38 protein-coding genes and 1 pseudogene are annotated in these 23024 nt (G+C 63.2%); 23 read left to right on the forward strand and 16 right to left on the reverse strand.

The window, feature by feature from the left end; translation table 11 throughout:
* The 3 genes from FPZ61_RS00005 to FPZ61_RS00015 form a co-directional block, all read left to right on the forward strand.
* A partial coding sequence (locus FPZ61_RS00005) for a transposase (protein ID WP_185464383.1) occupies positions 1–337 on the forward strand: 337 nt, incomplete at its 5' end.
* 692 nt (positions 338–1029) lie between these two features.
* Positions 1030–1629: a hypothetical protein gene (locus FPZ61_RS00010; RefSeq protein WP_185474707.1), complete on the forward strand. Its 600-nt coding sequence runs from the start codon at positions 1030–1032 to the stop codon at positions 1627–1629.
* Positions 1630–1772: 143 nt separating this feature from the next.
* On the forward strand, positions 1773–2147 hold the full coding sequence (locus tag FPZ61_RS00015) for a hypothetical protein (protein WP_185464381.1): 375 nt from the start codon (positions 1773–1775) through the stop codon (positions 2145–2147).
* Positions 2148–2154: 7 nt separating this feature from the next.
* On the opposite strand, the gene FPZ61_RS15815 is transcribed toward FPZ61_RS00015, so the two are convergent.
* From FPZ61_RS15815 to FPZ61_RS00035, 5 genes and pseudogenes are all read right to left on the reverse strand, one after another.
* Complete coding sequence (locus FPZ61_RS15815; RefSeq protein ID WP_185464380.1) at positions 2155–2952, reverse strand: HNH endonuclease; 798 nt, start codon at positions 2950–2952, stop codon at positions 2155–2157.
* A 194-nt stretch (positions 2953–3146) separates the two neighbouring features.
* A complete protein-coding gene (locus FPZ61_RS15820) occupies positions 3147–3413 on the reverse strand; it encodes an HIT family protein (protein WP_370594257.1) in 267 nt (88 codons plus the stop codon).
* Positions 3414–3588: 175 nt separating this feature from the next.
* Positions 3589–4104, reverse strand: a pseudogene (locus FPZ61_RS15825) (HNH endonuclease); the annotation flags it as partial.
* 6 nt (positions 4105–4110) lie between these two features.
* Complete coding sequence (locus FPZ61_RS00030) at positions 4111–4269, reverse strand: hypothetical protein (protein WP_221629682.1); 159 nt, start codon at positions 4267–4269, stop codon at positions 4111–4113.
* A 59-nt stretch (positions 4270–4328) separates the two neighbouring features.
* On the reverse strand, positions 4329–4535 hold the full coding sequence (locus tag FPZ61_RS00035; protein WP_221629683.1) for an addiction module protein: 207 nt from the start codon (positions 4533–4535) through the stop codon (positions 4329–4331).
* Positions 4536–4805: 270 nt separating this feature from the next.
* Here FPZ61_RS00035 and FPZ61_RS00040 point away from each other — a divergent pair, with 270 nt between their 5' ends.
* Both FPZ61_RS00040 and FPZ61_RS00045 read left to right on the forward strand, forming a co-directional pair.
* Positions 4806–5438, forward strand: a complete 633-nt coding sequence (locus tag FPZ61_RS00040) for a DUF433 domain-containing protein (protein ID WP_185464378.1) — start codon at positions 4806–4808, stop codon at positions 5436–5438.
* A gap of 20 nt (positions 5439–5458) precedes the next feature.
* Entirely contained in the window at positions 5459–5827 is a 369-nt protein-coding gene (locus FPZ61_RS00045; RefSeq protein WP_185464377.1) for a DUF5615 family PIN-like protein, read from the forward strand.
* A gap of 5 nt (positions 5828–5832) precedes the next feature.
* Here FPZ61_RS00045 and FPZ61_RS00050 read toward each other — a convergent pair whose 3' ends face one another.
* Positions 5833–6459 (reverse strand): HNH endonuclease, encoded by a 627-nt coding sequence (locus tag FPZ61_RS00050; protein ID WP_185464376.1) that lies wholly within the window; start codon positions 6457–6459, stop codon positions 5833–5835.
* A gap of 325 nt (positions 6460–6784) precedes the next feature.
* Between FPZ61_RS00050 and FPZ61_RS00055 the strand changes: the two genes are divergently transcribed.
* Both FPZ61_RS00055 and FPZ61_RS00060 read left to right on the forward strand, forming a co-directional pair.
* Entirely contained in the window at positions 6785–7078 is a 294-nt protein-coding gene (locus FPZ61_RS00055) for a DUF1778 domain-containing protein (protein WP_185464375.1), read from the forward strand.
* A complete protein-coding gene (locus FPZ61_RS00060; RefSeq protein WP_185464374.1) occupies positions 7075–7575 on the forward strand; it encodes a GNAT family N-acetyltransferase in 501 nt (166 codons plus the stop codon). The genes FPZ61_RS00055 and FPZ61_RS00060 overlap by 4 nt, the downstream gene beginning before the upstream one ends.
* A gap of 80 nt (positions 7576–7655) precedes the next feature.
* Here FPZ61_RS00060 and FPZ61_RS00065 read toward each other — a convergent pair whose 3' ends face one another.
* A complete protein-coding gene (locus FPZ61_RS00065; RefSeq protein ID WP_255441219.1) occupies positions 7656–8003 on the reverse strand; it encodes a nucleotidyltransferase domain-containing protein in 348 nt (115 codons plus the stop codon).
* Positions 8004–8141: 138 nt separating this feature from the next.
* Between FPZ61_RS00065 and FPZ61_RS15380 the strand changes: the two genes are divergently transcribed.
* Positions 8142–8354, forward strand: coding sequence for a type II toxin-antitoxin system RelE/ParE family toxin (locus FPZ61_RS15380; protein ID WP_370593317.1), 213 nt, complete (start codon positions 8142–8144; stop codon positions 8352–8354).
* A gap of 25 nt (positions 8355–8379) precedes the next feature.
* Positions 8380–8643 (forward strand): HigA family addiction module antitoxin, encoded by a 264-nt coding sequence (locus FPZ61_RS00075; protein ID WP_370593316.1) that lies wholly within the window; start codon positions 8380–8382, stop codon positions 8641–8643.
* Here FPZ61_RS00075 and FPZ61_RS00080 read toward each other — a convergent pair.
* Positions 8632–8931, reverse strand: a complete 300-nt coding sequence (locus FPZ61_RS00080) for a hypothetical protein (protein ID WP_185464370.1) — start codon at positions 8929–8931, stop codon at positions 8632–8634. The two genes, FPZ61_RS00075 and FPZ61_RS00080, sit on opposite strands and share 12 nt — an antisense overlap.
* A 193-nt stretch (positions 8932–9124) precedes the next feature.
* Here FPZ61_RS00080 and FPZ61_RS00085 point away from each other — a divergent pair, with 193 nt between their 5' ends.
* The 4 genes from FPZ61_RS00085 (at position 9125) to FPZ61_RS00100 (ending at position 10451) form a co-directional block, all read left to right on the forward strand.
* Positions 9125–9349 (forward strand): 2-oxoisovalerate dehydrogenase, encoded by a 225-nt coding sequence (locus tag FPZ61_RS00085; protein ID WP_370594252.1) that lies wholly within the window; start codon positions 9125–9127, stop codon positions 9347–9349.
* The gene (locus tag FPZ61_RS15385; protein WP_185464368.1) at positions 9346–9591 is read left to right on the forward strand and encodes a type II toxin-antitoxin system HicA family toxin; all 246 of its coding nucleotides are present in this window, start codon (positions 9346–9348) and stop codon (positions 9589–9591) included. The genes FPZ61_RS00085 and FPZ61_RS15385 overlap by 4 nt, the downstream gene beginning before the upstream one ends.
* 293 nt (positions 9592–9884) lie before the next feature.
* Positions 9885–10214 (forward strand): DUF6883 domain-containing protein, encoded by a 330-nt coding sequence (locus tag FPZ61_RS00095; protein WP_185464366.1) that lies wholly within the window; start codon positions 9885–9887, stop codon positions 10212–10214.
* Positions 10215–10217: 3 nt separating this feature from the next.
* Entirely contained in the window at positions 10218–10451 is a 234-nt protein-coding gene (locus tag FPZ61_RS00100) for a DUF4926 domain-containing protein (protein ID WP_185464365.1), read from the forward strand.
* Here the strand turns inward: FPZ61_RS00100 and FPZ61_RS15270 are convergent.
* Complete coding sequence (locus FPZ61_RS15270; RefSeq protein WP_370594253.1) at positions 10406–10807, reverse strand: HNH endonuclease; 402 nt, start codon at positions 10805–10807, stop codon at positions 10406–10408. The two genes, FPZ61_RS00100 and FPZ61_RS15270, sit on opposite strands and share 46 nt — an antisense overlap.
* On the opposite strand from FPZ61_RS15270, the gene FPZ61_RS00110 reads away from it, so the two are divergent.
* The 7 genes from FPZ61_RS00110 to FPZ61_RS00140 all read left to right on the forward strand — a co-directional run bounded on the left by FPZ61_RS00110 (position 10806) and on the right by FPZ61_RS00140 (position 13520).
* Positions 10806–11123 (forward strand): nucleotidyltransferase family protein, encoded by a 318-nt coding sequence (locus tag FPZ61_RS00110; RefSeq protein WP_185464364.1) that lies wholly within the window; start codon positions 10806–10808, stop codon positions 11121–11123. The two genes, FPZ61_RS15270 and FPZ61_RS00110, sit on opposite strands and share 2 nt — an antisense overlap.
* Before the next feature lie 170 nt (positions 11124–11293).
* On the forward strand, positions 11294–11479 hold the full coding sequence (locus tag FPZ61_RS00115) for a DUF86 domain-containing protein (protein ID WP_185464363.1): 186 nt from the start codon (positions 11294–11296) through the stop codon (positions 11477–11479).
* Positions 11480–11633: 154 nt separating this feature from the next.
* Positions 11634–11816 carry a hypothetical protein gene (locus FPZ61_RS00120; RefSeq protein WP_185464362.1) on the forward strand — a complete coding sequence of 61 codons (183 nt, stop codon included), beginning with the start codon at positions 11634–11636 and terminating at the stop codon, positions 11814–11816.
* A 56-nt stretch (positions 11817–11872) separates the two neighbouring features.
* Complete coding sequence (locus FPZ61_RS00125) at positions 11873–12133, forward strand: AbrB/MazE/SpoVT family DNA-binding domain-containing protein (protein WP_185464361.1); 261 nt, start codon at positions 11873–11875, stop codon at positions 12131–12133.
* Complete coding sequence (locus tag FPZ61_RS00130; protein ID WP_185464360.1) at positions 12130–12513, forward strand: type II toxin-antitoxin system PemK/MazF family toxin; 384 nt, start codon at positions 12130–12132, stop codon at positions 12511–12513. Before FPZ61_RS00125 ends, FPZ61_RS00130 begins: the two co-directional genes overlap by 4 nt.
* Positions 12514–12795: 282 nt before the next feature.
* Positions 12796–13029: a DUF433 domain-containing protein gene (locus FPZ61_RS00135; RefSeq protein ID WP_185464359.1), complete on the forward strand. Its 234-nt coding sequence runs from the start codon at positions 12796–12798 to the stop codon at positions 13027–13029.
* Between the two features lie 53 nt (positions 13030–13082).
* The gene (locus FPZ61_RS00140) at positions 13083–13520 is read left to right on the forward strand and encodes a DUF5615 family PIN-like protein (protein WP_255441220.1); all 438 of its coding nucleotides are present in this window, start codon (positions 13083–13085) and stop codon (positions 13518–13520) included.
* Positions 13521–13550: 30 nt separating this feature from the next.
* On the opposite strand, the gene FPZ61_RS00145 is transcribed toward FPZ61_RS00140, so the two are convergent.
* Entirely contained in the window at positions 13551–13742 is a 192-nt protein-coding gene (locus FPZ61_RS00145; RefSeq protein ID WP_185474708.1) for a hypothetical protein, read from the reverse strand.
* 65 nt (positions 13743–13807) lie between these two features.
* Here FPZ61_RS00145 and FPZ61_RS00150 point away from each other — a divergent pair, with 65 nt between their 5' ends.
* On the forward strand, positions 13808–14092 hold the full coding sequence (locus FPZ61_RS00150) for a hypothetical protein (RefSeq protein WP_185464356.1): 285 nt from the start codon (positions 13808–13810) through the stop codon (positions 14090–14092).
* A 352-nt stretch (positions 14093–14444) separates the two neighbouring features.
* Here the strand turns inward: FPZ61_RS00150 and FPZ61_RS00155 are convergent, their stop codons facing one another.
* Positions 14445–14705 carry a hypothetical protein gene (locus FPZ61_RS00155; protein ID WP_185464425.1) on the reverse strand — a complete coding sequence of 87 codons (261 nt, stop codon included), beginning with the start codon at positions 14703–14705 and terminating at the stop codon, positions 14445–14447.
* Positions 14706–14836: 131 nt separating this feature from the next.
* Here FPZ61_RS00155 and FPZ61_RS00160 point away from each other — a divergent pair, with 131 nt between their 5' ends.
* Positions 14837–16321: a glycosyl hydrolase family 57 gene (locus tag FPZ61_RS00160; RefSeq protein ID WP_255441222.1), complete on the forward strand. Its 1485-nt coding sequence runs from the start codon at positions 14837–14839 to the stop codon at positions 16319–16321.
* 890 nt (positions 16322–17211) lie between these two features.
* Here the strand turns inward: FPZ61_RS00160 and FPZ61_RS00165 are convergent.
* Positions 17212–17469, reverse strand: a complete 258-nt coding sequence (locus FPZ61_RS00165) for a hypothetical protein (RefSeq protein WP_185464354.1) — start codon at positions 17467–17469, stop codon at positions 17212–17214.
* Positions 17470–17707: 238 nt separating this feature from the next.
* Here FPZ61_RS00165 and FPZ61_RS00170 point away from each other — a divergent pair, with 238 nt between their 5' ends.
* The gene (locus tag FPZ61_RS00170; RefSeq protein WP_185464353.1) at positions 17708–19360 is read left to right on the forward strand and encodes an urea transporter; all 1653 of its coding nucleotides are present in this window, start codon (positions 17708–17710) and stop codon (positions 19358–19360) included.
* Between the two features lie 37 nt (positions 19361–19397).
* Here FPZ61_RS00170 and FPZ61_RS00175 read toward each other — a convergent pair whose 3' ends face one another.
* From FPZ61_RS00175 to FPZ61_RS00190, 4 genes are all read right to left on the reverse strand, one after another.
* Complete coding sequence (locus FPZ61_RS00175) at positions 19398–20816, reverse strand: hypothetical protein (protein WP_185464352.1); 1419 nt, start codon at positions 20814–20816, stop codon at positions 19398–19400.
* 46 nt (positions 20817–20862) lie between these two features.
* The gene (locus FPZ61_RS00180; protein WP_185464351.1) at positions 20863–21333 is read right to left on the reverse strand and encodes a hypothetical protein; all 471 of its coding nucleotides are present in this window, start codon (positions 21331–21333) and stop codon (positions 20863–20865) included.
* Between the two features lie 4 nt (positions 21334–21337).
* Positions 21338–22396 (reverse strand): hypothetical protein, encoded by a 1059-nt coding sequence (locus tag FPZ61_RS00185; RefSeq protein ID WP_185464350.1) that lies wholly within the window; start codon positions 22394–22396, stop codon positions 21338–21340.
* 117 nt (positions 22397–22513) lie between these two features.
* Complete coding sequence (locus FPZ61_RS00190; RefSeq protein ID WP_185464429.1) at positions 22514–22696, reverse strand: hypothetical protein; 183 nt, start codon at positions 22694–22696, stop codon at positions 22514–22516.
* Between the last annotated feature and the right edge of the window lie 328 nt (positions 22697–23024).

Below are 23024 nucleotides of genomic sequence, written 5' to 3' on the forward strand. Positions count from 1 at the left end.
TCCAGAAAACGAACATGACTATGTCTGGGCAGACTCAGCTTATTCAGGTGAATGCTTTGAGGATCTTCTGAGTCTCGGTGGCTTCGAGAGTCTGATCCACGAAAAAGGAGCTCGCAATCATCCGCTCAGCGACGCAGCCAGGGAACTGAATCGTGTCAAGTCGTCAATCAGAGCTTGCGTGGAGCATGTCTTCGGCTGCATGACTATTTCCATGGGTGGAAAGCTGACAAGAAAGATTGGGCTAGAAAGGAATGAAGCTTGGTGGGGCCTCAAGAACCTTACCTTCAACTTTCTTCGTTATCTCCAGCGCTCTTCCCATATAGCAGTTGTTGCATGAATCCGCCGGAGAAGCTCCCATAGTCCGAGCAATCTCGTCAATGGTTGAGAAAAGATTCCCTTGCTTTGCCGCCTCTTCGGCGGCTTCTTTGTGTCCGCAAAGCCCCTGTAAATTACTGATTATTCGAGGTAACCTGAAGTCAAAGCTGGTATCGCAAGGCTGGGAGACTCAGTGGAGAAGGTGTTCCTAATGGATCATCTTTGGCAGATCTCGCAGAAGGAGGGCAACTAACATTGCTGTTTGGCTATCCCATTGCGGCAACGAATGACAATTGGCTTCATGAATGTCTGTGCGAAGTGAATAGGAGCATCCATGATACTGTTGATGCCGGAAGATGCTATCCAGGCTGGCCCGCTATTCTGCCAGTTGCGCATCGAGAAAGGCTGAGTGCAAGGACAGGCTTTCGAGATCGCCTGGCAAATTACGATAGGACTGTTCGCAGGTTCTCGAAAGCCAACAGAGCCCGTATTCTTGAAGCTGTAACAGACCAGAACCGATTATCTGATCTGCTAATCGGAAGATGTAACTGCGCCAGGCTTGCCGAACTGCCAAAGATCGTTCATAAGCCAGTCAAAGAACTATTTGACTTCGCATTCGATCGGCTAACTGATCTGGGTGTACGTGATTCACACTATATTGGCATCTACGAAACAACCCAGGATCACGTCTGTCCCTTTTGTGGGGTCGAATACATGGATGCGCCAGGAGCGCCTCGCGAAGCCTTGGATCACTATCTCGCAAAAAGCATTTATCCTTTCGCTGCCGCAAATCTAAGAATCCTCGTGCCAATGGGCAATAAGTGCAATTCGAGATATAAGCTGACGACCGATATTATCTGGCGTGATGATGGGACACGTCGTCCGGCCATTGATCCCTATAGCCATTTTAGGGTCCAAGTTCTGTTGGACGACAGTGAACCCTTCCACGGTGAATCTGAGTATACGCCAAAGTGGGCTATCTGCTTCGTGCCCGATACGCCAGCCTTGGCGACCTGGGACGAGGTCTTCAAAGTTCGAGAACGCTACTGCCGAGATCATTTAAACCCGTCGTTTCCCAGCTGGCTCGGCATCTTTGGGAGCTGGGTCCGCTCTGCTCGGCTAGAGATAGACTCTGATGTAGAGATCGTAGATGCTCTGCGGCGTTACGAGGAGTGCTTAGCCGCATGTGGAATGCAAGACCGGGCTTTTCTCAAGGCTGCCGTCTTTCGCATGCTTCGACGCCACTGCGAAGCTGGTGATCAACGCCTGCTCAGTCAGATTAAGAATTTGGTGGCTCATTCCGGTATTTCTTGAGCAGTGGCTCCAGGCTCACACTGCCTCGCTTCTAGAACAATCAACTTGCTCATTTTTAGCGTTGTTTGACCTATCCGCGTGGCGAGCGGAAGCTTCAGCCTTGATGCGCTGGTGGCACATGCCCTTGCAGCCGTGCCACCCCCTTGGCCACCCGCGCTGCCTTCTCGTTCAAAGACTTTCCCGGCGTCCCGGTACGCCACCTTTATCTCTACCACGTCGGCTACCCCACCGGCGCCGCCTGGCGTTTTGCGGAGTCCAAGCGGGAGTCCTCCGATCCCGCTTCCCTCCTTGTCACTTTCCTGAGATCCCAGCCCAGGGCGGCGCAGATCGAGAACTCCGAGGAGACCGCCGATGCCGAGTACCGCTATCGGGTGCAGCTGCTCCCCGGCCCCGATCCCCAGCTGCTGGTGCAGGCCTGGCGGCGTCTTCCTGCCAGCAGTTCCTGGCATCCCCGCTGCGGTCCAATGGAGCTGGCAGTGTTCGTCCGGCGCTTCCTGTCCGGGGGCCTTCCCGATTGACCAACGATCATCGGCGCAGTACCTCCCGATGGGCACTCAGAAACTGCTCCTGCTCCCGGCTGAACGGTCGGATCAGGTTCGCCCCCTCGATCCCCCAGCAGCGCAATGCCTCCCGGGCCGCCTCGTGCTCACAGATCAGCTGTCCTCTGGAATCGAAGCTGATCCAGTTGCGGTCGAACAGTTTGTCCACATGGGGGGAGAGCAGCAGGCCGTTGGCGCCATCGAGCCGCTCACGGTTGTCGCAGTCGCGCCAGGGCTTGATGTGGCTCGCCACCAGGAACTGCTGCCGCGCCAACCCCGTGACGCGGCAGGCCGGTTCCCGTTCGACCACCCGATGGCGGAACAACCCCTGCCCCAGCCGCGCCTTGGTGAGCGCATCGCGTTCGGTGCTGCTCGGCACCTCCCGCAACCGCTGCATGTCATCGAGCAGGGCAGCGGTGTAGTCGCCCTCTTCCGCCAGCACCACCAGGTGCACCCGCACCGCGGGTTCGGCATGGTCTTCGATCAGCTTCAGCAGCAGCAGGCCCAGCGTTTCGCTCAGCCCCGCCAGGTACACCCCCTGGTTGCCCCGGCCCGTGCTGGTGCTGATCGGGCTGTGGCGCTCCGGCAGCAGTGGCTGGATCAGCTCGAAATGGGTTTGCGGCACCAGGGCCTGGCGCAGCGGCTGCCAGTTCACCCGCACCAGCCAGCCCTCCTGGCTCCAGTTGTCGCCCGCGGCGCCAAACTCCGGCGGCTTCTGCGCCGTGACCGCTGTCGTTTCCACCAGACCGATCTGGCTGATGCGCCCATTGGCGTAGCTGAACACCACATCCCCGCGCTGGCAGGGGTGAGGTTGTCATAGGTCACGTTGCGGGCGCCGTTGGCATTGGCCTTGGGCGACCAGACGTAGCCGCCGTCGGTCTCCTGACGGTAGGTCTGCTTGTGGTTGACGCACCAGTAGGAGGGCACGGATCAGGCCTGGCGCTTTCTTTGTTGTAGCTGAGGTTGTGAGGGGTGTCCTCAGTAGCTCTGATGCGCCGGAATCACCCCCCGCACCCCACCCCGCGGCTCCTCGCAATCCTCCTCCCGCCTCGGAATCAGATGCCAGGGCGCATGAAACACCGTCTGCCCCGCTGCCTCGCCTGAGTTCAGCCCCACATTCCAGCCGCTGATCGTGGGGTCCTGGGCGCTGAGCTGCTCCCGCCGCAGCTTCAGCAGCTCCACCGCGGCGTTCCACTCCGGCTGGTGCAGCGCCAGCCCGTCGGCCACATGGCGCCGCGGGATCACCAGGCTGTGGCCAGTTCAGCAGCACCCGGCCGCTGCCCTCCAGCGCGCAGAACACACAGCCCGCGTCGCGCAGAGCGTAGCTGGCCTGCACGCCGCGGAAGTCGGTGGTGTCGGTGTCGCGCTTGCCGGCATTGCAGCGGAAGCAGAGGGCCTGCAAGTTGCTGAGGTCGTCAGAGCCGCCCTGGTTCCTGGGCACGATGTGGTCCACCTCCAGGGCCCTTTGGTGCTCATGGGCGCCGCAGCACTCGCAGCGGCCCCTGGCGCGGGTGAGCACCCGGTACTTGATCGAGCCGCTGATCGGCGTGCGGTGGCGGCTGCGGTGGGCGAACACCTCTTCGCCGCGCTGCTCTCGGAAGGCATCGAGGCGCTGGCGGCAGAGCTGCAGCAGCTGGTCGCGTTCGGCGTCGCTCAGCTCGTCGCCGCCCACCAGGGCGTAGGTGCCCTTCTCGCAGCGGGTGATGCCGTTGCCGGTGAGCACCTTGCCCACCATGCGCTTCACGCGTTCGGTGTAGTACTCGATCTGGGTCACGTCTTCCCCCAGGATCCGGCGGGCCACGTCCTGCGCCGGGGCCGGGCTTCGGCGGCCGAGCAGCTCCATGAGCATCAACGGTTGGTAGACGTGGCTCATGCGCATGCGTTCGGCGATGTAGTCGCGCAGGCGCTGGTAGGTGGCGGAGGGGGGCGGGGGCATGGGGGCTCACGTGCTGGAGCGCTGCCGCCAGAGTGTTGGGTCGCGGCCGCAATGCAGAACCGCCAGCACAACGATGAAGCGCCGGATCAGTGCACGGCGGGTGTTTCGATAGCCCTCGGCATAGGCCTCTGGGTTGCTTCGGATGCGGTGGAAGGTCTGACGCACCTCTTGCAAAAAACTCCGCCCCAGGCCCGGCTCCTGGGCTTCGTACCAACGGGCTGCGATCAGAGGGACTGCTCCAGAGCGTTCAGCACGGCGTCGGCATCCAGGCCGGGATCCCCGCTTGCCAGGAACTGCTCCAACCGCTGATCGATCACCTGGCGGTCGGCTTCCGAGAGTTCCGGTCCGATCTGCTCTGCAGCAATGGAATCCCATAGGGTCTGGACCAACTCCAGCCGCTGTGCCAAGGGCAGCGTCAGCAGGTCATTCACCACGCGCCGTGCCGGCAGGGCCGGTAGCCAGATGATTTCAGGGTAGCGGGGGTTTCAGGCACCTCCTCGCCACCCACCTTGCGCTTCCAGGATCCGCCGGGCCACGTCCTGCGCGGGCGCTGGGGGGGGCAGGTGGGGACTGGGGGGTGACAGGGGTGGCACTTGCCCATTGAGGAACCATCTCCTTTTGGCAATGGCCTCCCACCCCGTCCACCAGGACACCAACCTCAGCTCCCTTACTATGATTCAGCCTGAAACATGGTTTTTGCGATGCCCCCAGCCCTCACCGCCGCCACAGGGGCCGCCCTGCTCGGAACCGATGCCCGTCTGCTGAGTCAGGAATACCGCCGTGTGCTGGCCCCGCCCGAATCGCATTCCTCCGCAGCACCGCTGCGCCTGGGCTTTCGTGAGCTGCTCTACTTCCAGGTGGTCAGCGCCCTGAGTGCCGAGGGCCTTCAGCTTTCGCCTGTTCAGAAGCGTCAGGTGTTCCGTGTCCTCACCGAGAAGACTCAGCGGTTGCCTGTGGACTCACCCCCGGGTCAGGTCGCTCTGGGTGAATGGTCCCGTGGTCACGGTGAACTGCGCAAAACCGGTGCGGTGTCCTTCAGCTTCGATCTCAGCAGCGTGAGCCGGGAGGTCCGGTATCGCTATCGGCTCCTCAGGCGGCCCCATGCCCTGGTGGAGAGCAATCCAGCCATCTGCTCGGGGCAACCTGTGTTTCGGGGCACCCGAATTCCAGTCGCCGTGGTTGTGGAGCAGCTGCGCTCCGGCGTGAGCCGCACCGACCTGGAGGCCGACTTTCCCCAGCTCAGCAGGCAGGCCCTCGACTACGCCCAGATCCAGGCCCGCCTGCCGAAGCCTCCAGGCCGTCCCCGCCAACCTCTCACCCTGCAGCGCGGCTGAAGGCCCATCCCTTGAGGCTGTTGATCGACGAAAACCTCAGCCCTCGTCTCGCCCGTTGGGCCTGTGACATGGGAATTCCAGCAGAGGCTGCCGTGCATGTCGGTCTTGCTGGCGCTGCGGATGAGGATGTCTTCGCCCATGCAATGGCTCGGGATCAGATTGTGGTCACGGTGAACGTGGGGGATTTCATGCGATTGGCCGCCGCCATGGAAGTTCACCCAGGCGTGATCGCTCTCAGGGAAGCTGGTTTGAATGCGGAAGAGCAATGGCTCAGGGTCCAGTCAGCCTTGCAGCTGATCAACCAGAGCCGTGACCCTGACATGGTTAATCGGGTGCTTGAAGTTCAATCCGACGTTGTTGTCCGATGTCATGAGATTCCCGCCAGCTGATCTCATCAGATCTGCATCGAATGAACCAGCTCCACCACGGCGTTCCACTCCGGCTGGTGCAGCGCCAGCCCGTCGGCCACATGGCGCCGGGGGATCACCAGACTGTGGCCCGGCGTCACCGGGTAGGCATCGGCGATGCACAGCGCCAGCTCGTTCTCCAGCAGCACCCGGCCGCTGCCCTCCAGCGCGCAGAACACACAGCCCGCCTCGCGCCTGGCGTAGCTGGCCTGCAGACCGCGGAAGTCGGTGGAGTCGGTGTCGCGCTTGCCGGCATTGCAGCGGAAGCAGAGCGCCTGCAGGTTGCTGAGGTCGTCGGAGCCGCCGTGGTTTCTGGGCACGATGTGATCCACCTCCAGGGCTCGCTGGTGTTCATGGGCGCCGCAGCACTCGCAGCGGCCCCTGGCGCGGGTGAGCACCCGGTACTTGATCGAGCCGCTGATCGGGGTGCGGTGGTGGCTGCGGTGGGCAAACACCCCCTCGCCGCGCTGTTGGCGGAACGCATCGAGGCGCTGGCGGCAGAGCTGCAGCAGCTGGTCGCGCTCGGCGTCGCTCAGCTCGTCGCCGCCCACCAGGGCATAGGCGCCCCTCTCGCAGTGGGTGATGCCGTTGCCGGTGAGCACCTTGCCCACCATGCGCGTCCCAGGATCCGCCGGGCCACATCCTGCGCCGGGGCCGGGCTGCGGCGGCCGAGCAGCTCCATGAGCATCAACGGTTAGTAGACGTGGCTCATGCGCATGCGTTCGGCGATGGTGTGCTGCAGGCGCTGGCAGGTGGCGGAGGGGGGCGGGGGCATGGGGGCATCCTGGCGGGGTGTGACGGGGGGTGGCACTGGTGGAGGGGAAGCCCTGCGGCGATGCCATGCACTCCGCCATGCCCACAGCCACGCCTTGCGGGACACCCTCGCGTGCGTCGTTTGTACTAACATTTTCCATCACCTCAAGTGGGAGATGGTTCGCCATGGCTGCCATCGGAGCTTCGCCTCCTGCGCGCTCAGCCCGGCTCGGCCTGCGCGCCACTCCGGAACAGGAAGCCGTGCTGCGTCGTGCCGCCGAGGTGACCCACAAGTCGCTCACCGACTTCATCCTCGACAGCGCCTGCCTCGCTGCTGAGCAGACGCTCCTCGATCAGCGCCTGTTCATGGTCTCGGGCTCCCAGGCCCAGGCCCTGATCGATCTGCTGGACCGCCCCGAACAGACCAACGAGGGTCTGCGTGATCTGTTCACCAGGCAGGCACCCTGGGACGCCCAGTGACCTGGCGGCCGCCGGAGCCGCTGGCCGTCCAGCACCGGCTGGAAGGCTTTGACTGCGGCAAGCCCACATTGAATCACTGGCTGATTCACCATGCCCGCCAGGGCCAGACCGGTGGCTCGGCCCGAACGTTCGTGGTCGCTGAGGAGGAGAACCGCGTTGCCGGCTATTTCAGCCTCACCGTGGGCCAGGTCGACACGGTGGAGGCGCCAGAGCGCATCCGTCAGGGCATGGGGCGATTTCCGCTGCCCGTGGTCATCCTGGCCAGGCTCGCCGTGTCACGGGAGAACCATGGACGTGGCCTTGGTGTCGGGATGCTTCAGGACGCGATCCGTCGGACGCTGGTGATCGCCGAGCAGGCCGGAATTCGAGCGATCCTGACCCACCCCATCGACGAAGACGCGGCGCGCTTCTACACCCGGTTCGGTTTCAGCGCATCGCCACTATGTCAGCAGCAACTGCTTCTGCTGCTCAAGGACGCGAGGAAGATCCTCCGCTGAGCATCCTCCACCGCCTGGGCCCGCCAGAACCCCCAGGCGCATCCAGATCGGCGATGGCGATCCGCAGCAGGCCTTCAGGCTCAGAGAGCACCATCCAGCAACCGCCCCTCCCGCAACGCCCTGCCGATCACGTGGCTACGCCACTGGCGGCGTTCCTCACACTCCCGCTCGGAGTACAGCAGCAGATCCAGCGACACATCCGCTCGCGCCAGCAGCCCCCAGAGGTGATTGAGCACCTCGAAGCGGTTGCGCCCTTCCAGCCAGGCATCCGGGGCAGTGATCAGCAGATCGATATCCGAGTCAGGTCCGGCGGTGCCCTTTGCCCTGGATCCGAACAGGCGTACCTCTGAGCCCGGGATAACGCCATGGATGACCTCAGCCATCGCCTGCAGGCGCGCATCGATCGGCGGCGCAACCGGGGTGCTCATGCTCACCATTCTGGTGGATCTAGCCATTCCCGTTGGCGGCGGAGTGCTGAGGGGGCATGGCTGCATCCTGGTGCCGGCAGGCCAGTACTGGCGCGGAACACAGGCAAGCCAGGCCGCCGCTTCCGAGGCTTCGCTCGGGTGGCGTTCCGCAAGCTCGCCATCCTCGACGCCACCAGATGCCTCAACGATCTGCAGATCCCTCCGGACAATCGCCTGGAGCCGCTCAGGGGGAACCGCCATGGCCAGCAAAGGGCCTGTCTCAGAAAACGGTGCATCAACGACCAGTTCCGGCTCTGCTTTGTCTGGACGGACGCCGGGCCAGAAGAGGTCGAGATCGTTGACGTCCACTGACGTGATGCTCGTGCCACCTGGCGAGGTGCTGCTGGAGGAGTTCCTGCGGCCCATGGGAATCAGCCAGTACCGATTGGCGCTGGCGATCGGTGTGCCGGAGAGCCGCATCAACGCGATCGTGAAGGGCAAACGGGCCATCACTGCCGACACCGATCTGCGCCTGTGCCGTTTCTTCGGCCTGAGCGAGGGCTTCTGGCTGCGGATGCAAGGGAGCCACGATCTGAAGCTGGCAAAGCAGGCCCTGGAAAGCGTGCTGCCGACGATCGAGCCAATCCAGTCAATGGCGTGAGGAGGGCTTGCGGTTCAGTGCCAGCAGCTGGTCGCGCTCGGCGTCGCTCAACTCCTCACCGCCCACCAGGGCGTAGGTGCCCTTCTCGCAGCGGGTGATGCCGTTGAAGGTGAACCTTGCCCACCGTGCGCTCCCCAGGATCCGGCGGGCCACGTCCTGCGCCGGGGCCGGGCTGCGGCGGCCCAGGAGTTCCATGAGCATCAGTGGTAGGTCGATGGGGCTCATGCGCATGCGTTCGACGATGTACTGCCGCAGCCGCTGGTAGGTGGCGGAGGGGGGCGGGGGCATGGGGGATGCTGGCGGCTCCCGGGCGTCCGAGCCAGGTTTGGGTTTGGGCGGCCCGTCAGGCCATTGCCGCTGGGGGGATCTCCTCCGGCGTGGGCGCGCCGTGGCTGCAGCCAACCCTGCACCAGGCGTGGCTGTGCCGCCCCAGTCCGTTGGCCCGGCCAGAGGCAGCATCCCCCCCACCACTGCAAGACTGGTGCTATCGGAGGGCGCCATGCAGGAAATCCTTTTCGTGGTCGAGGAAGCGGAGGACGGCTCCTACCGGGCCAGTGCCGCCGGCGCCGCCATCCATGCGGAAGCCGACACGCTGGAGGACCTCCACCGGGAGATTCGCGACGCCGTCGTCTGCCATTTCGATCCCGGCGAGGCGCCGCCCCTGATCCGCCTCCATCACGTCAGACAGGAACTGCTGGCCCTGTGAGGATTCCGCGGGACGTCAACGGCCAGCTCCTGGCCGAGCGTCTGCGGCGCCATGGCTACGTGCTGACGCGGCAGACAGGCAGTCACATGCGGCTGAGCCGAAGCTCTGATGGCCAGCATCAGCACCTCACGATTCCTGCCCACAAGCCTCTCAGGGTCGGCACCTTGCGGCAGATCCTCAAGGACGTGGCCAGCCAGCTGGGCTGCTCGATCGAAGAGCTGATTGGCAGCCTTGACCTGTGAAGACTGGGCCATGGGGCCGCTCCCTCGGACCGCAGGCTTCAGAGCCGCTGACGCCTGGTCACCACATCAGAGTGTGCCTGCCCATCGGCTTGGGGCACTGATGCCGTTGCCGGTGAGCACCTTGCCCACCATGCGCTCCCCAGGATCCGGCGGGCCACGTCCTGCGTTCGGCGATGGTCTCGCGCAGGCGCTGGTACGTGGCGGAGGGGGCGGGGACATGGCTTGATGCTGGCGGGGGGTGACGGGGGTGGCACTGGTGGAGGAGAAGCCCCGGCGATCACCCTGGCCCACGAATGCTCCCCCATGCAGACCACGCACTCGATGACGACGCCAAGATCTGCGACTACCTGCTTTCTGACACGCATCCCGTCGGTCGCTTCAAGGCCAGGGTATTTCGTTCCCTCGGCTACACCGCTGAATCCTGGATACGACTTCGTGATGATCTGCTCCACCATGGGCAGTCTGGGTCGGTTAAGCAGATCGAGATGAGCGCCTATGGGATGAAAGTTGTCATCAGTGCTACTTTGAAAGGCCCCAACGGAGCATCCAGACCATTCAGAACGGTCTGGCTGATCCCCGATCATTCCAGTCAGCCAAGGCTCGTCACCGCATTTCCGGAGTAAGTCATGTTCGTCTTGCACCAGACAGTTGCTCTCACCCACGACATACCTGATGCTGGTCTGCAGTTGGGGGATCTCGGTGCTGTCGTCGCTATTCACGATCCTGAAAATGTCGAGGTTGAGTTTGTCGCCGCATCGGGACGCACCCAATCGCTGTTGACGCTTTCAATCAGCAGCCTCCGAGCGATTGGTGATCAGGATCTGATCGCCGTCTGCTCACTGGCCACTGCCAGGCATTGAGTTTCGGATGTGCTCAGCGATCCCAACCCTCCGCCCGGTGATGAGCTCCAACGCGCAGAACACACAGTCCGCCTCGCTTGGCATCGCTTGCCGGCATTGCAGCGGAAGCAGAGGGCCTGCAGGTTGCTGATGGCGTTGGAGCTGCCCTGATTTTTGGGGATGATGTGGTCCACCTCCAGGGCCCGCTGGTGCTCATGCGCCCCGCAGCACTCGCAGCGGCCTCTGGCGCGAGTGAGCCCCGGTAGTTGATCGAGCCGCTGATCGCCGTGCGGTGGCGGGGGCATGGAGGCATCCTGGCGGGGTGTGATGGGAGTGGCATTGGTACGTTGCCCACAGGGCCAGCACAATGGACCCATGATCCGGACAGCACCGTTATCCCCTCTCACGGCCGAAGAGGTGCTCAACGGCCTCCGTCAGCGCCAGCCGGACTGGCATCGCCGTTTCCATGTGGTGGAGCTTGGCCTGTTCGGCTCCGTTGCCCGCGGCGATGCCCGCCCAGACAGCGATCTCGATGTCTGGGTCCAGCTTGACCCGCTCACGCCCTACGCCCTGGTGCACTTGAAACAGGAGCTGGAAGAGCTGATGCAGTGCCCCGTCGATCTGGTGCGCCTGCGGGATCGCATGGCCCCAACCCTCCGAAAGGGAATTGAGCAGGAGGGGCTCACGGCGTGACTGAGGACCAGAGGGATGTCCTGCTGAGCCTCCTGAGCGCACTCAAGCGTGCCCAGCGCAAATCCCAGTCTCTGATTGCCAGTCCTGAGTTATTGGATCAGGAGGAAGGTGAAGATGCTCTGGATGTGATCTGTATGTAGTTCCTCGCAGCCGGTGAATCTCTGAAGCGTTTGGAGCGTCTGTATCCTGGCCTCTTGCAGAATCGTTATCCCCATATCGACTGGAAAGGAGCAATGGGGTTTCGCGGTGTCATCGCTCATCAGTATTTTGATCTTGATGTTGAACAAGTGCTTGTCATTTGTGAGCAGTCCCTGCCCGGCCTGATCCTTGCGGTTCAAGACCTGTTGGAGAACTGATGAAGCGGCGCCACGTCGCTCATTCGCCATGGCATCCATCTCTCCAGTCCCTTTGCTCCCCTCTGACCGTTCCTACAGTGAGTCCCTCGCTGGGTGAGGTGGCGGTGGCGCCCATGGCTGACATGCTTCACCGACCCCAGATGGGGCGCTGCCGGTGGACCCTGCCCTCTGCGTCGCTCAGCTCCTTGCCGCCCACCAGCGCGACGGTGCCCTTCTCGCAGCGGGTTATGTCGTTGCCGGTGAGCACCTGGCCCAGCAGGCGGATCCCAGGCCCTGCTCGGCGATGAACGCCCGCAGGCGAAGGAAGGCAGCAGAGGGGCTGGAGGCCATGGAGTGATGCTGGCGCTCCAGCCACCTGAGACGTCTATACTTCTGTCTATACGCCTGATTTCCATGGCCGCCACCCCTTCGCGCCAGGCCCTGCGCCGCTGGGGCAACAGCCTTGGCATTCGCCTGCCTGCAGCCATTGCCCGGGAGGCTCAGCTGCAGGAGGGTCAGGCCGTGGAACTCTCCGTTGTGGAGGGAGGCGTGATGATCAGGTCGGTGCAGCGACGCCTGTCTCTGGCAGAACGGCTGGCGGCCTACGAGCCCATGGCTGGCGGACCCATCGAGGCTCTGGCGTTCAGGCCGCTCGGTGCTGAGGTCATCGAGTGAGTCCCCGCCGAGGGATCCAGGGCTGGGTGCCCGATCGCGGCGACGTGATCTGGATCGACCACAACCCCCAGGCTGGTCGCGAGATGAAGGATCACCATCCCTTTGCCGTCTTGTCCACAGCTTCCTTCCACAGCACCGTGGGCCTGGTGGTGGGCTGCGCCATGAAGTCAGCGCCCTACAAGTGTGGTTCCACCCTTGCTGTGGACCTGGGCCCCATCCCCGATCGGCCGGACAGCCACAGCTATGTGCTGTGCCAGCAACTCAAATCCTTCGACTGGCGCGCCAGGGGCGCTCGCCCGCATCCGATCGGGCGACTGCAGGACTCCCAGCTGGAAGAGGTGTTGGCGATTGTGGGGCAGATCCTTGGGTTTGTCGTTTGAGCCATCGGACGCCAGGTGACGCTCGATCGAAGACCTGACCGGCAGCTTTGATTTTTGAGGGCGTGGCTGCGCCGGCCCAGCAACTCCACGAGCATCAGCGGTTGGTCGATGGGGCTCATGCACATCCGCTCGGCGATGTAGTCGCGGAGGGGGTGGTGAGTGGCTGGTTTGTGACGGGGTTGGCACTGGTGGAAGAGCGACTCCGTCGCCATGGCATCCCCCCAGCCGTTTCAAGGCCGAGAGCGCTGGTGCCGCCTGGCGTGGGGATGGCCAGGGAGCACCATGGGAGACCAGCTCAGCCGGATCACCCTCAATCCAGAGGTGTGTCACGGGAAACCAACGATCCGTGGGTTGCGTTATTCTGTGGAGATGCTGTTCGACCTGTTGGCCGCCGGCATGAGCGCGGCTGAGATCTTGGCCGATTATCCCGATCTCGAAGCCGCAGACATCACCGCGGCACTTCAGTACGCGGCACAACTGGCCTGTGTTCAGAGGGTTGAACTACTGCCTGCATGAAGATCCTGCTGGAAGCCCAGCTGCCGCCAGCCCTCAAGGGCCAGCTGGAACCCATGGGCTGTGATGTTCTTCATACCCTTGATCTTCCCGAAGGTAATCGCAGCTCAGACAAAACAATCTCCTCCATCGCAGACCACGACGGACGCGTGGTGTTCAGCAAGGATGCTGATTTCATCCAGAGTCATCTGCTGCGCGGAATTCCCGCCAGGTTGCTGATCTTGACCACTGGGAACATCAGTGCGCTTCCCAGGATCTGGCGGGCGATGACCTGGACCGGGGTGGGGCTGTTCATGCGCCTTCCGCTCGGCGATGAACGCCCGCAGGCGAAGGAAGGCGGCAGAGGGGCTGGAGGCCATGGAGTGATGCTGGCGCCCCCGCTGGGAATCCTTCTGGCGTGGGCGCGTGGCGGCTGCAGCCAATCCGGCTCCGGGTGCTGGCGTTTTGCCCCAGCCCTCCACAAGGCTGATGACAAAAGGCACACACGAGCCTAAGGTGTTTCGATGAAGCCCTTTCGCTGGAGCTCAGGCAAGAACGAGGTCCTTCAGGTTCAGCGAGGCGTTCCCTTCGAGGCCGTGGTGGTCGCTATCGAATCCGGTGATCTGCTCGACATCGTTGAGCATCCGAACCAAGCCCGATACCCAGGCCAGCGCATTCTTGTCGTTCTGATCTCCGGCTATGCCCATCTGGTGCCGTTTGCCGAGGCCGACGATCACCTCTTTCTCGAAACCATCATTCCCAGCCGCAAAGCCACCATCGCCTACCGCCCAGGAGACCCACCATGAACACCCTTGATCACGAAGAGCAGGAGATCCTGGAGGCCTTCGAAGCGGGCACGCTCCGTTCGGTGGCCACGGCCGCCGAGCGCTCCCGCCTGGAATCCTCCGCCAGGGTCACCCAAACCAAGGATCAGCGCATCAACATTCGCCTCACCAGCGAAGATCTGGGCGCCTTGCGCGCCCGAGCCCTGCAGGAGGGGATTCCCTACCAGACCCTGATCAGCAGTGTCCTTCATAAGTATGTGAGCGGCAGACTGCTGGATCGTCCCGGAAGCGGTGGAGCTTGACGGTTGCGGGCGGCCTGAGGGGTAGGAGAGGTTTGATCTCGATGCCGGCCTCCTGCACGAGCAACAGCAAGCGGGAGATGTCGTGCGTCGAGGGTGGCGTGCTGCCGAGGTGGTGCAGCCAGGCCCACTGCTTCTCTTCGAGAAGGCTTCGCCTACGCAGAAGCCTTCGGCCACAAGGTCTTCTCCAGACACTGCAGCGCTTCAGGCCTGGCCATCGAGCAGAACGCCCTCGCGCATGGCCTCGACCATCAGGTCGACAGACAGATTCGGTTGGGCCACGTCACCCCACAGGTCAGCGGGCAATGCAAAGCGGTCGCGTTGTGCCAGCCAGGCCTGTCACCTTGCCGGCGGATCAGAAAATTCCCAGGGTCTTTTTCTTGCAGTAGCCCGCCCCGATGTTCATCCATCCCGAATCACAGGGCTTTCCGTAGGTGGGCTTCACTTCGTAATAGATGGGCGAATTGCAATGCTGCTTCAGGTCATTCACATAACCAAGCGGACACTGGTCATATCCCGGCAGTTTGGGAATCCGCTTCTGAGCCTGTGCTGGGCCAGGGCTCAGCACAGGCAGGGCAAGGAGTACGGCGGACAGAGCGAGGGGACGAGTGCGCACCGGACGAGCAATCAAGGGATCAAACCTTAGGAGTATCTCGCCGGAAGCTCCGATCTCGTCAGTGACAAAGACTGCACAGGCGCCAGCCAGCAGCCCGAAGCGGCCGCGATGATGGGCCCATGGATTCAGACATGAGCAGCCACGACCTGCCGCCGATCGCCGGCTTCGAAGCCGAGATCCTCGCCCTGGTTCAGCAGCCCGGCCCCGTGGCACTGCCGCACACCAATCTGAACCTGGAGCGGATTCGCTCAGGCTTTGCCTGCGCGCTCCACATGCACCAGCCCACGATTCCAGCCGGGGTGAACGGTGCCCTCATCTCCCACCTGCAATACATGCTGGAGCACCCTGGCGAGGGCGACAACCACAATGCCGAACCCTTTGCCCGCTGCTACAGGCGCCTGGCTGACATCATTCCCCAGCTGATTCAGGAAGGCTGCAACCCTCGGATCATGCTCGATTATTCGGGAACTCTGCTCTGGGGAATCCAGCAGATGGGCCGCCACGACATCCTCGAGGCCCTCCAGGCACTTGCCTGCGATCCCAACCTCCAACCCCATGTGGAATGGCTCGGCACCTTCTGGAGCCATGCCGTGGCGCCCTCCACGCCCATTCCCGACCTGAAGCTGCAGATCCTGGCCTGGCAGCACCAGTTCGCGGCCCTCTTCGGCCATGAGGCGCTGCAGCGGGTGAAGGGATTCTCCCCACCGGAGATGCACCTGCCCAACCACCCCGACACGCTTTATGCCTTCGTGAAGGCCCTCAGGGAGTGTGGCTACCGCTGGCTGCTGGTGCAGGAGCACAGCGTTGAAAATCTCGATGGTGCAGGCCTCAGCCAGGAGCAGAAAGTCGTCCCCAACCAGCTGGTGGCGCACAGCTCCCGCGGTGATACGGCCACGATCACAGCGCTGATCAAAACCCAGGGCTCCGACACCAAGCTGGTGGGCCAGATGCAGCCCTGTCACGAAGCTCTTGGCCTCGCTCGGCAACCGCTGGGTGCCGCCACGGTTCCATCGCTCGTCTCCCAGATTGCCGACGGTGAAAACGGCGGTGTGATGATGAATGAGTTCCCGTCGGCCTTCATCCAGGCTCATCACACCATCGCCGCCAAGGGGGATGATCCGGGAACGGTGGCGATCAACGGCACGGAATATCTTGAGTTGCTGGAAGATTCCGGTGTGGATTCAGGGGATTTCCCGAGGATTCAGGGGATCCACCAACACAAACTGTGGCAACGGCTCGGCAGCCTGCCCTCCCCGGAAGCCACCCCGGACGCCACGGCAGCGGCCATCGCCGACCTCCAGGCCAGCGATCCCTCCTTCTCGATGGCCGGCGCCTCCTGGACCAACGACCTCAGCTGGGTGGAGGGCTACGCCAACGTGCTGGAGCCGATGAACGCCCTCAGCGCCCGTTTTCACCAGGTGTTCGATCCCCTGGTGGCCCAGGATCCCGGGGTGACCCTGACCCCTCACTATCAGCAGGCCCTGCTCCACCTGCTGCTGCTGGAAACCAGCTGTTTCCGCTACTGGGGCCAGGGCACCTGGACCGACTACGCCCGCGAGATCCACAGGCGTGGCGAAGCCGCGATCGCCAGCGCCCGGGTCAGCTGCAGCGCTTGATGCCAGCGGAGGCGGGCCATCGCAAGGCCCCCTTGGTCCCCCGCGGCCATTTGCGCTGGAGCGATCCTCCTGGTTCTGCGGATGGTTGGTTCAGCCGCCTGGACGCTGATGCTCAGCTGGGTGATCCGGGATTGCCAGGGGTGGCTGAGGCGTGGCGTTGTCGAGCCTGTCCCTGCAGGTGGAGCAGAGCACCCGGCCCTTTTGTTGGACGTAGCTGCGGGCAGAGCGTTCGATCTGAACGCCGCAACTGGTGCAGGCAAACAGAGGAGGCATCGGATGCCGGAAACCTTTCCACAACTAGCCCAGGGACAGCAGTCCCGCCGTAGCCCCCTCTACTGGCTCTACAGGCCCCACAGACTGACCAGCAGGAGCAGGCCGGGCCCACAGGATCATCGACGGGAAAGTTCAGAAGGCCATTCCCTGGGGGGTCGTGGCGGCGATCACTCTGTTGCCGGTCGCCAGTTCGATCCTGATCTTCAACCTGCGGCAGTCTGATCATCATCCCCTCAAGATGCGCAGGGAACTTCGTCAGTTCTGAGCAGGACAGACACCCCGGACACCTTCATGGAAGATCAGCGAATCAGCAACGACCAGGTGGCGGTTGGCAGGGTTCGGCAGGTGATCTCGCTGGAGGCTATGGCGATTCACTCTGTCGTCATGATGGCCGAAGACACGCAGACATCGAGGTGGCCTGAGGAGCTTTGTCCGTCGGGCGGTTCGTGGCGAGTCAGGACGAGTGCAGCTTGCTTCGCCCCGATCTTCAGAGTGAAGATCTGCGCCGTCTTTACCGGCAGTTTGAAGGGGGTGAGCAGGGCTTGATCTCTTCCAGTCAGGTGGATCGGGCCCTGGCCAACATGGCTGATGTGATTGATGAGGAAGGCGCAGCAGACCTACGATCGCTGGTGCAGGAGCAGGGACGCCTGAGTTTCAGCGGCTTTGCCGAGTGGGCCCTGAGACAGCCCACCTTCGACCTGATGGCGAATCATCGCGAGCTGTTCGCGTTGGTTGACAGCAATGCCAATGGCTACCTCAGCCGCATCGGGGTGGTCTGGATCGATGCCCACGACAACCGCCAGCACGCCATCAACACCTCCGACTCCAGCACCCTCGGCCTCTGGAGGTCTTGCCGGAACCTGGCTGGCTGTCATCTGCTCTACGTCAGCTTCGATGGCGACAGCCTCGACGCCACCATCTGCAAAGGCACCGACACGCCGCCGCCTCCTGCGGATCCTGCTGAGCGATCAGCGAGTGGTGTGCTGGGAAATCTGCGAGATCAACCCTCATCTCGACAGCCTCAATACTCTTGCGGAGGTGTCGCTGGGGATCTACAAGTCCGTGCTAACGGTCCTCGATCAGAGGCTGTAGATCAAGCCTGTCCTCTCCCCCATGCCCCAGTCCGAAGGAACAGACCAGGCCCAGGCTTTCGATCTGCTGGCCCGCTTCGTGGATTCCCCCGAGGCGCCGGCGCAGAGGCCATGGCTGCCCACGGCGGGCACCTTGCCGCAGCTCGTTGCACTGTGGGATGGGCATCCAGCCGCTGTGACCCTGACCTGCACCCTGCGCAGCCTGGGGCAGGTGATCTTCATCAACAACCCGATCAGTGGCCTGCTGCTGCTGCTGGCACTTCTGTGGCAATCACCCGCCATGGGGATCTTCTCGGTGCTGGGGATCGCCACGGCGACCCTCACATCCCGGCTGATCGGTGCTGATCGCGGTGCACGGCTCAATGGCATCTACGGCTTCAATGGAGCGCTGGTGGGCAGTGCCGCAGCCGCCTTCGCCGCCTTGGATCGCCCCCTCAGCCTGGTGGCCTGGTTGCTGTTGGTGGCGGCTGGCGCGGCGCTCACCACGCTGCTGGTTGAGGGCCTGGGAGGTTGGCTGGTCAGGCGTCTCGGCGTGCCACCCCTCACCCTGCCGTTCTGCCTGATCACCTGGTTGCTGCTCTCCCTCGTGATGGCCGTCAGCCATCCGGCCCTGGGCCTGATGGTGGCGACTCCAGCCACGGCCCAGGATCCAGGTGGCGCCGGTCTGCTGCTGGGGGTGGTGCGGGGCTTCGGGCAGGTGTTTCTCTGCCCATCCCTGCCCAGTGGTCTGATCGTGCTGGTGGCCGTCGCCGCCGCCAGCCCCCTGGCCGCCCTTCTCGGCCTGGCCGGTGGTCTGGTCTCCAGCCTCACGGCCCTGGCGATCGGCATGGCGCCCGCTTCGGTGGCCCTGGGTCTGGGCAGTTACAACGGTGTGCTCACCGCCATCGCGATCGGCGGCATTTTCTACGCCACGACCCGAGGCAGCCTGTTGATCGCTCTGCTTGCGGCAGCGGGCGCGAGCCTGGTGACGCCGGCTCTGAGCCAGGTCCTGGCCACAGCTCAGCTGCCCGTGCTCACCTTCCCCTTTGTGCTGGCCACCATGGCCACGATGGTGGTGATGCGCCCGGTCCTTCCCTCCCTCCTGCCGGTGGCGCTGCATTCGGTGCACACCCCCGAGGAACACCGTCAGCGCTTCAGGGTCGCCAGGTCGCTGCTGAATGATTTTCGTCGCCGGCTTCGTCAGGCCGTCTGCGGTGAGCCGAAGGCGGTGCTGATGCCAGGCGCGGAGGCTGCCCACCGCCAGCAACTCCAGAGCCTGTTCGAGGAGCTCGACAAGGACGGCAACGGCAGCCTCAGCGTGGCTGAACTCGCCACGGGTCTGATGCAGCGCCAGCCGTCGAATCGCGCCGATGCCGCCAGCCGACAACGCTTCCTGCTGATCAAGGGGATTCTGAAGCGCATGGATCTCAATGGCGACGGCCGGGTGGATCACGTGGAATTCGCTGAACTGATGCTGCGGCTCCGCCGCCTGCAGGAGGGGCGCGCACGGCTGCTCACCTATCTGCAACCGGTGGATGTCGACGGCAATACCGAGCTCGACCCAGCCGAGCTGGACCGGCTGCTGGTGAGCGTCGGCCAACCCCGCCTCCTGGAGGAGGAGCGCCAGCGGATCTTCGGCACCACAGGCGGTGGCCTGAGCTGGGGCAGTTTCCTCGATCAACTGCTGCTGACCTGAACCGACGCTGGAGACGCGTTCTGGGCGCGAGACCTGATCAGTTGTCCTGCTGGGGTGGGTCGTGGCCGGACAGGGAGGGCGAGTGGAACGTCAGCAGTTCAAGCCAGGTCTGGGCTGCCCGCCTCAGCGTGAATCCCTGGGTGGAGATCAGGCGTTGGATCTGGTCACGGGCCCAGCTGCTGCGCTGCTCAGCGGGAACCAGTCCTGCCAGTTCATCGCACACGGCGTGGTTGTGTCCGATCCAGTCACTGGTCACCGCCGTCGTTGAGGAACCCGGCCCGCTGGCCAGCCAACCCAGGGAGCCCGCCAGGGGCTGATCGGGCAACAGATCAGCAAGCCCGATCTCCGGACGGCGCGCCCCGAGCCACCAGCGACGGGCGCCCGCAGGGTCATGACCATGGCGATCACGGGCACGCCTCGGGAAGAACCCATCGATGGGATTGTTCTCTCCCTCGACCACCTGCTGGGCGATCCAGTCGACCCGCCGACTCCTTCCCTGGGCGGGGGCCTGATAGAGCACCCGGCCCCTCACGGCATCGTGCAGGGGGCTGGTGGCATCAACCGAGATTTCCGTGTGGGGATCAAGGATCGCCGGCAGAGCGCAGTACTGCGCCCGCGAGCCCAGGCCGAGGCCGTGAAAACGCTGCAACCGAACGCCAGCGTCGCGAAAGCCATCGCGGATGCCGAACAGAATCTCTGCCAACTTCACATAGCGCGTGGCTGTGGGTTGAGAGAGCTTCCGGCGTGCTGCCAGTGACGTCCACTGGGTGCCGGTCTGGAGGTTGTTCAGTCCGGCAAAACCCACCGCCACATTGCTGGCACCCTCTTCAGCGGCCATCCGTCCAGCTGCCTTGGCTGTGAAGTAATCAGCCGCCGCCAGGGTCACATAGACGTGCCGATCCCGTGCACGGGGATCGGAGATCATCGCCATCCAGCCATTCAGGCTGATGCGATTGCGCTGCCTGAACTTGTCGATCGACCAGCCGGTCATCGTGCGATCGATGCCCAGGCCCATCAGGCAACCAATGCAGAAATCCTCTGGGGCGATCAGATGGGTGGGATCCATCGCCATCTGCTCATCGATCACGGCGGCCCAGTCACGACCCTGATGCAAGGTGTCGATGAAGCGGGCAACCTCCAGGGCGAACATCTTTGCCGGTAGGCGCACAGCCTTGGGCATGCTGCTCATTGATGGTTCGCCACTTTCCTTGCGGATGGATCGGTAGGTGGAGAGGATCGATCCGGCGGTTTCTGCGAACTCGTCGATGACGAGATCGATCAGTGGTTTGGTGCCATTGTCGGCCATCAGGTCAGCGCCGTCTTGGCGCACGTCTGCGGCCAGCTCGAGGGTCTGTGGGGTTGTTCGGTGACTGGAGAGCAGCCAGGCCGAAGAGACGTAACCGCTGTCGGCGTAGATCTCAGCGGTCTGAGGGCGGAGATTGGTGAAAAAACGCATGGGCCACTGATTCAGAACTGACGCTCAGGGCAATGGCAGGCGAAAATTAATTGATGTAGTTGTGGTACCAACGCGATTCAACACAGCAATGGGTATGCGTGGACTGCAGGAGCCCTTTGGTCTCAGCTTCGATGCTGCGTTGGGGCGCCAAATCATTGTAGCGATCATTGGCAAGTTGGAGCTTGTTGTTGGCTGCATCGACGATGGCCTGGTAGGCGGAAGAGGCTTCGTCGTCTCCAGCTTGTTCCGCATCACGCTGGCCCAGCTGTGCTTCGTTTCGGATGCGCTCAAGATCATCGCGGGTCGTGTAGTCGTCCAGCTCAGTCATTCGATCCTTGGCATCATCAAGCCAGGTTTGCACCTGGTCCAGCAGGCCAGCCACGTACTCACAGTCGATCTGGTCGCAGGGGACATTGTTGAAGGTCTCAACAACGCCTGATCCATCCAGAAGGTCAGACACATCAGGGGGGTCGGGAATCCCATCAAGCTCGGCCTGAAGCTCCTCGGGGGTCAACATCTGCCTAGGCCTCCTGAAGTCTGGAAATCAGATCACCCGCTGAGTACTGCACTCCGATCGATGGAAACTCCCAGTTCCCATCGATCACGCGAGGGTAAAGATCATAGGCGTGCCGAGCCTCATCGGCCAGCCAGTCTTCCCAGACAGTGTCGGCGTGGCTTCCCGGTCCTTCAAAGTGGGCCACAAGGATCTTCTCGCCATTGTCGTCGAGCTCCACCTTGCCTCGGATCCAGACGAGGGCTCCGGGCACGGTGCCGTTCTGCTTGATGTCCCTGCGGTGGATCCGTAATTCCGATCCGTCGGTCAGCCGCAGAAAGGAATAGGGAATCAGGGGCCGATCCACCCAGCCCATTTCGGCAATTTCTCCAACCACCACCTGGTCTTCACCCTCTGGAAGGGCACTCAGGGGCAGGCCACCCTGCCACTGGGCAGTGTCGTAGCGCCGCAGGGTGGTGCGGTTGCCGGCGATCCGCCTCATGCCGGCCTCACCGGGGCCGGTCGACAGGCGTCGCATCACCAGCACCGTGCCGGCCAGAAGCATGGCGTGACGCCGAGCGAGATCAGAGCAACGCAGGCCCAGATTCCCCATCCGTCGATCAGCCACCGGCAGGAGTCCTGCGCCTTCAAGGACAGGATCAAGCCTCTCAACGTCGTTGACGAGTTCAAGGAAGATCGCCGTGGCCGCAGGAAGATCTCCAGCCCTGGCCGTTTCCCTCAGGTCATGGAGGCGGGCGTCGTAGCTGGCCTCGGCCGTGCCAAGCAGCATCAGCAGACGCCCCGGGTTCACGGGTGTAGCGCCTGGCCTCATCACGGCGTCATGGAGCCGGGCATGCGCCGATCGACCAAGGGCCGAGGCCACCCGCTCGGCTTCCTCATCCGTGATGGCGCCGTAGCCCGGAAGCGGTTCGGTGGCTCCCTCGTCAATCACGTCGGGAACCCGGGGAAATTGAGAGAAGAGTTCACCCCAGGCGATGATTCGGCCTGGTTCTGCGGCATAAACCGCTGTGGATTCCTTGTCGGCGCTGAGCTGGAGAACGGTTGCGGCGATCCCTCGATGCAGCATCAGATCGACCAGTGGCTGGCCTCTAAAGGCTATCGCACATCTGCCAGGCAGCATGCCAAGGGTCCTTCCCCGGGATTGTCCTCATGGTGCTGGCTGTTCAGTTACACCTGCGATGGCTTAGGGCAGGGTGAATCCGGAGGTGTTCAGGTGCTTGAGATCGAGCATCACGATCGAGAGCCAGCCCAGCAGTGCCAGGCCGCCAAGAACGGCCAGGACGACCAGAACACCAGCCCATGCAGACTTCGACGAGCCGTTGTCGTTCATCACAGGAGCACGGGGTTGCTGCACGAAGTATGCCATGCCAGGGCTGTGCAACTATTCGCCGTATGTCAATCCTGCAGTTGCATGAACAGGATTGTTGGTGCTCAGGACAGCTCTTGAACCGTGCTGAGTCCGAGCAAGATGATCAACAAGTGCTGCAGTCCTCCGGGTTGGATCATCCTGAGTGGCCCGGATAGCTTCGCGACCTGGGCCCATCGAGGCCTTGGGGGCAACCGTCAGGGGCGGTCTCCCGCACCTTTTCAAGCCCACGCAGCGGATCGACAGTTCCATCAAGGGAGGTCCATCTGGACGCAACCGTCCATTCCGGTCCCGGAATTCTCCCGCGTGCAAGGTCGATGCCAGGCAG

It is taken from the genome of Synechococcus sp. BSA11S (assembly GCF_014224355.1).
GTDB lineage: Bacteria > Cyanobacteriota > Cyanobacteriia > PCC-6307 > Cyanobiaceae > Regnicoccus_A.

Excerpts from the sequence above, each read along its gene's own strand:
- FPZ61_RS00010 (WP_185474707.1), top strand. The coding sequence starts at position 1,030 with ATGGATGCGCCAGGAGCGCCTCGCGAAGCCTTGGATCACTATCTCGCA.
- FPZ61_RS00040 (WP_185464378.1), top strand. The coding sequence starts at position 4,806 with ATGCCCCCAGCCCTCACCGCCGCCACAGGGGCCGCCCTGCTCGGAACC.
- FPZ61_RS00050 (WP_185464376.1), bottom strand. The coding sequence starts at position 6,459 with ATGGTGGGCAAGGTGCTCACCGGCAACGGCATCACCCACTGCGAGAGG.
- FPZ61_RS00055 (WP_185464375.1), top strand. The coding sequence starts at position 6,785 with ATGGCTGCCATCGGAGCTTCGCCTCCTGCGCGCTCAGCCCGGCTCGGC.
- FPZ61_RS00065 (WP_255441219.1), bottom strand. The coding sequence starts at position 8,003 with ATGAGCACCCCGGTTGCGCCGCCGATCGATGCGCGCCTGCAGGCGATG.
- FPZ61_RS00080 (WP_185464370.1), bottom strand. The coding sequence starts at position 8,931 with ATGCCCCCGCCCCCCTCCGCCACCTACCAGCGGCTGCGGCAGTACATC.
- FPZ61_RS00095 (WP_185464366.1), top strand. The coding sequence starts at position 9,885 with ATGCTCCCCCATGCAGACCACGCACTCGATGACGACGCCAAGATCTGC.
- FPZ61_RS00100 (WP_185464365.1), top strand. The coding sequence starts at position 10,218 with ATGTTCGTCTTGCACCAGACAGTTGCTCTCACCCACGACATACCTGAT.
- FPZ61_RS00110 (WP_185464364.1), top strand. The coding sequence starts at position 10,806 with ATGATCCGGACAGCACCGTTATCCCCTCTCACGGCCGAAGAGGTGCTC.
- FPZ61_RS15270 (WP_370594253.1), bottom strand. The coding sequence starts at position 10,807 with ATGGGTCCATTGTGCTGGCCCTGTGGGCAACGTACCAATGCCACTCCC.
- FPZ61_RS00125 (WP_185464361.1), top strand. The coding sequence starts at position 11,873 with ATGGCCGCCACCCCTTCGCGCCAGGCCCTGCGCCGCTGGGGCAACAGC.
- FPZ61_RS00135 (WP_185464359.1), top strand. The coding sequence starts at position 12,796 with ATGGGAGACCAGCTCAGCCGGATCACCCTCAATCCAGAGGTGTGTCAC.
- FPZ61_RS00140 (WP_255441220.1), top strand. The coding sequence starts at position 13,083 with ATGGGCTGTGATGTTCTTCATACCCTTGATCTTCCCGAAGGTAATCGC.
- FPZ61_RS00150 (WP_185464356.1), top strand. The coding sequence starts at position 13,808 with ATGAACACCCTTGATCACGAAGAGCAGGAGATCCTGGAGGCCTTCGAA.
- FPZ61_RS00160 (WP_255441222.1), top strand. The coding sequence starts at position 14,837 with ATGAGCAGCCACGACCTGCCGCCGATCGCCGGCTTCGAAGCCGAGATC.
- FPZ61_RS00165 (WP_185464354.1), bottom strand. The coding sequence starts at position 17,469 with ATGACAGCCAGCCAGGTTCCGGCAAGACCTCCAGAGGCCGAGGGTGCT.
- FPZ61_RS00170 (WP_185464353.1), top strand. The coding sequence starts at position 17,708 with ATGCCCCAGTCCGAAGGAACAGACCAGGCCCAGGCTTTCGATCTGCTG.
- FPZ61_RS00175 (WP_185464352.1), bottom strand. The coding sequence starts at position 20,816 with ATGCGTTTTTTCACCAATCTCCGCCCTCAGACCGCTGAGATCTACGCC.
- FPZ61_RS00180 (WP_185464351.1), bottom strand. The coding sequence starts at position 21,333 with ATGTTGACCCCCGAGGAGCTTCAGGCCGAGCTTGATGGGATTCCCGAC.
- FPZ61_RS00185 (WP_185464350.1), bottom strand. The coding sequence starts at position 22,396 with ATGCTGCATCGAGGGATCGCCGCAACCGTTCTCCAGCTCAGCGCCGAC.
- FPZ61_RS00190 (WP_185464429.1), bottom strand. The coding sequence starts at position 22,696 with ATGGCATACTTCGTGCAGCAACCCCGTGCTCCTGTGATGAACGACAAC.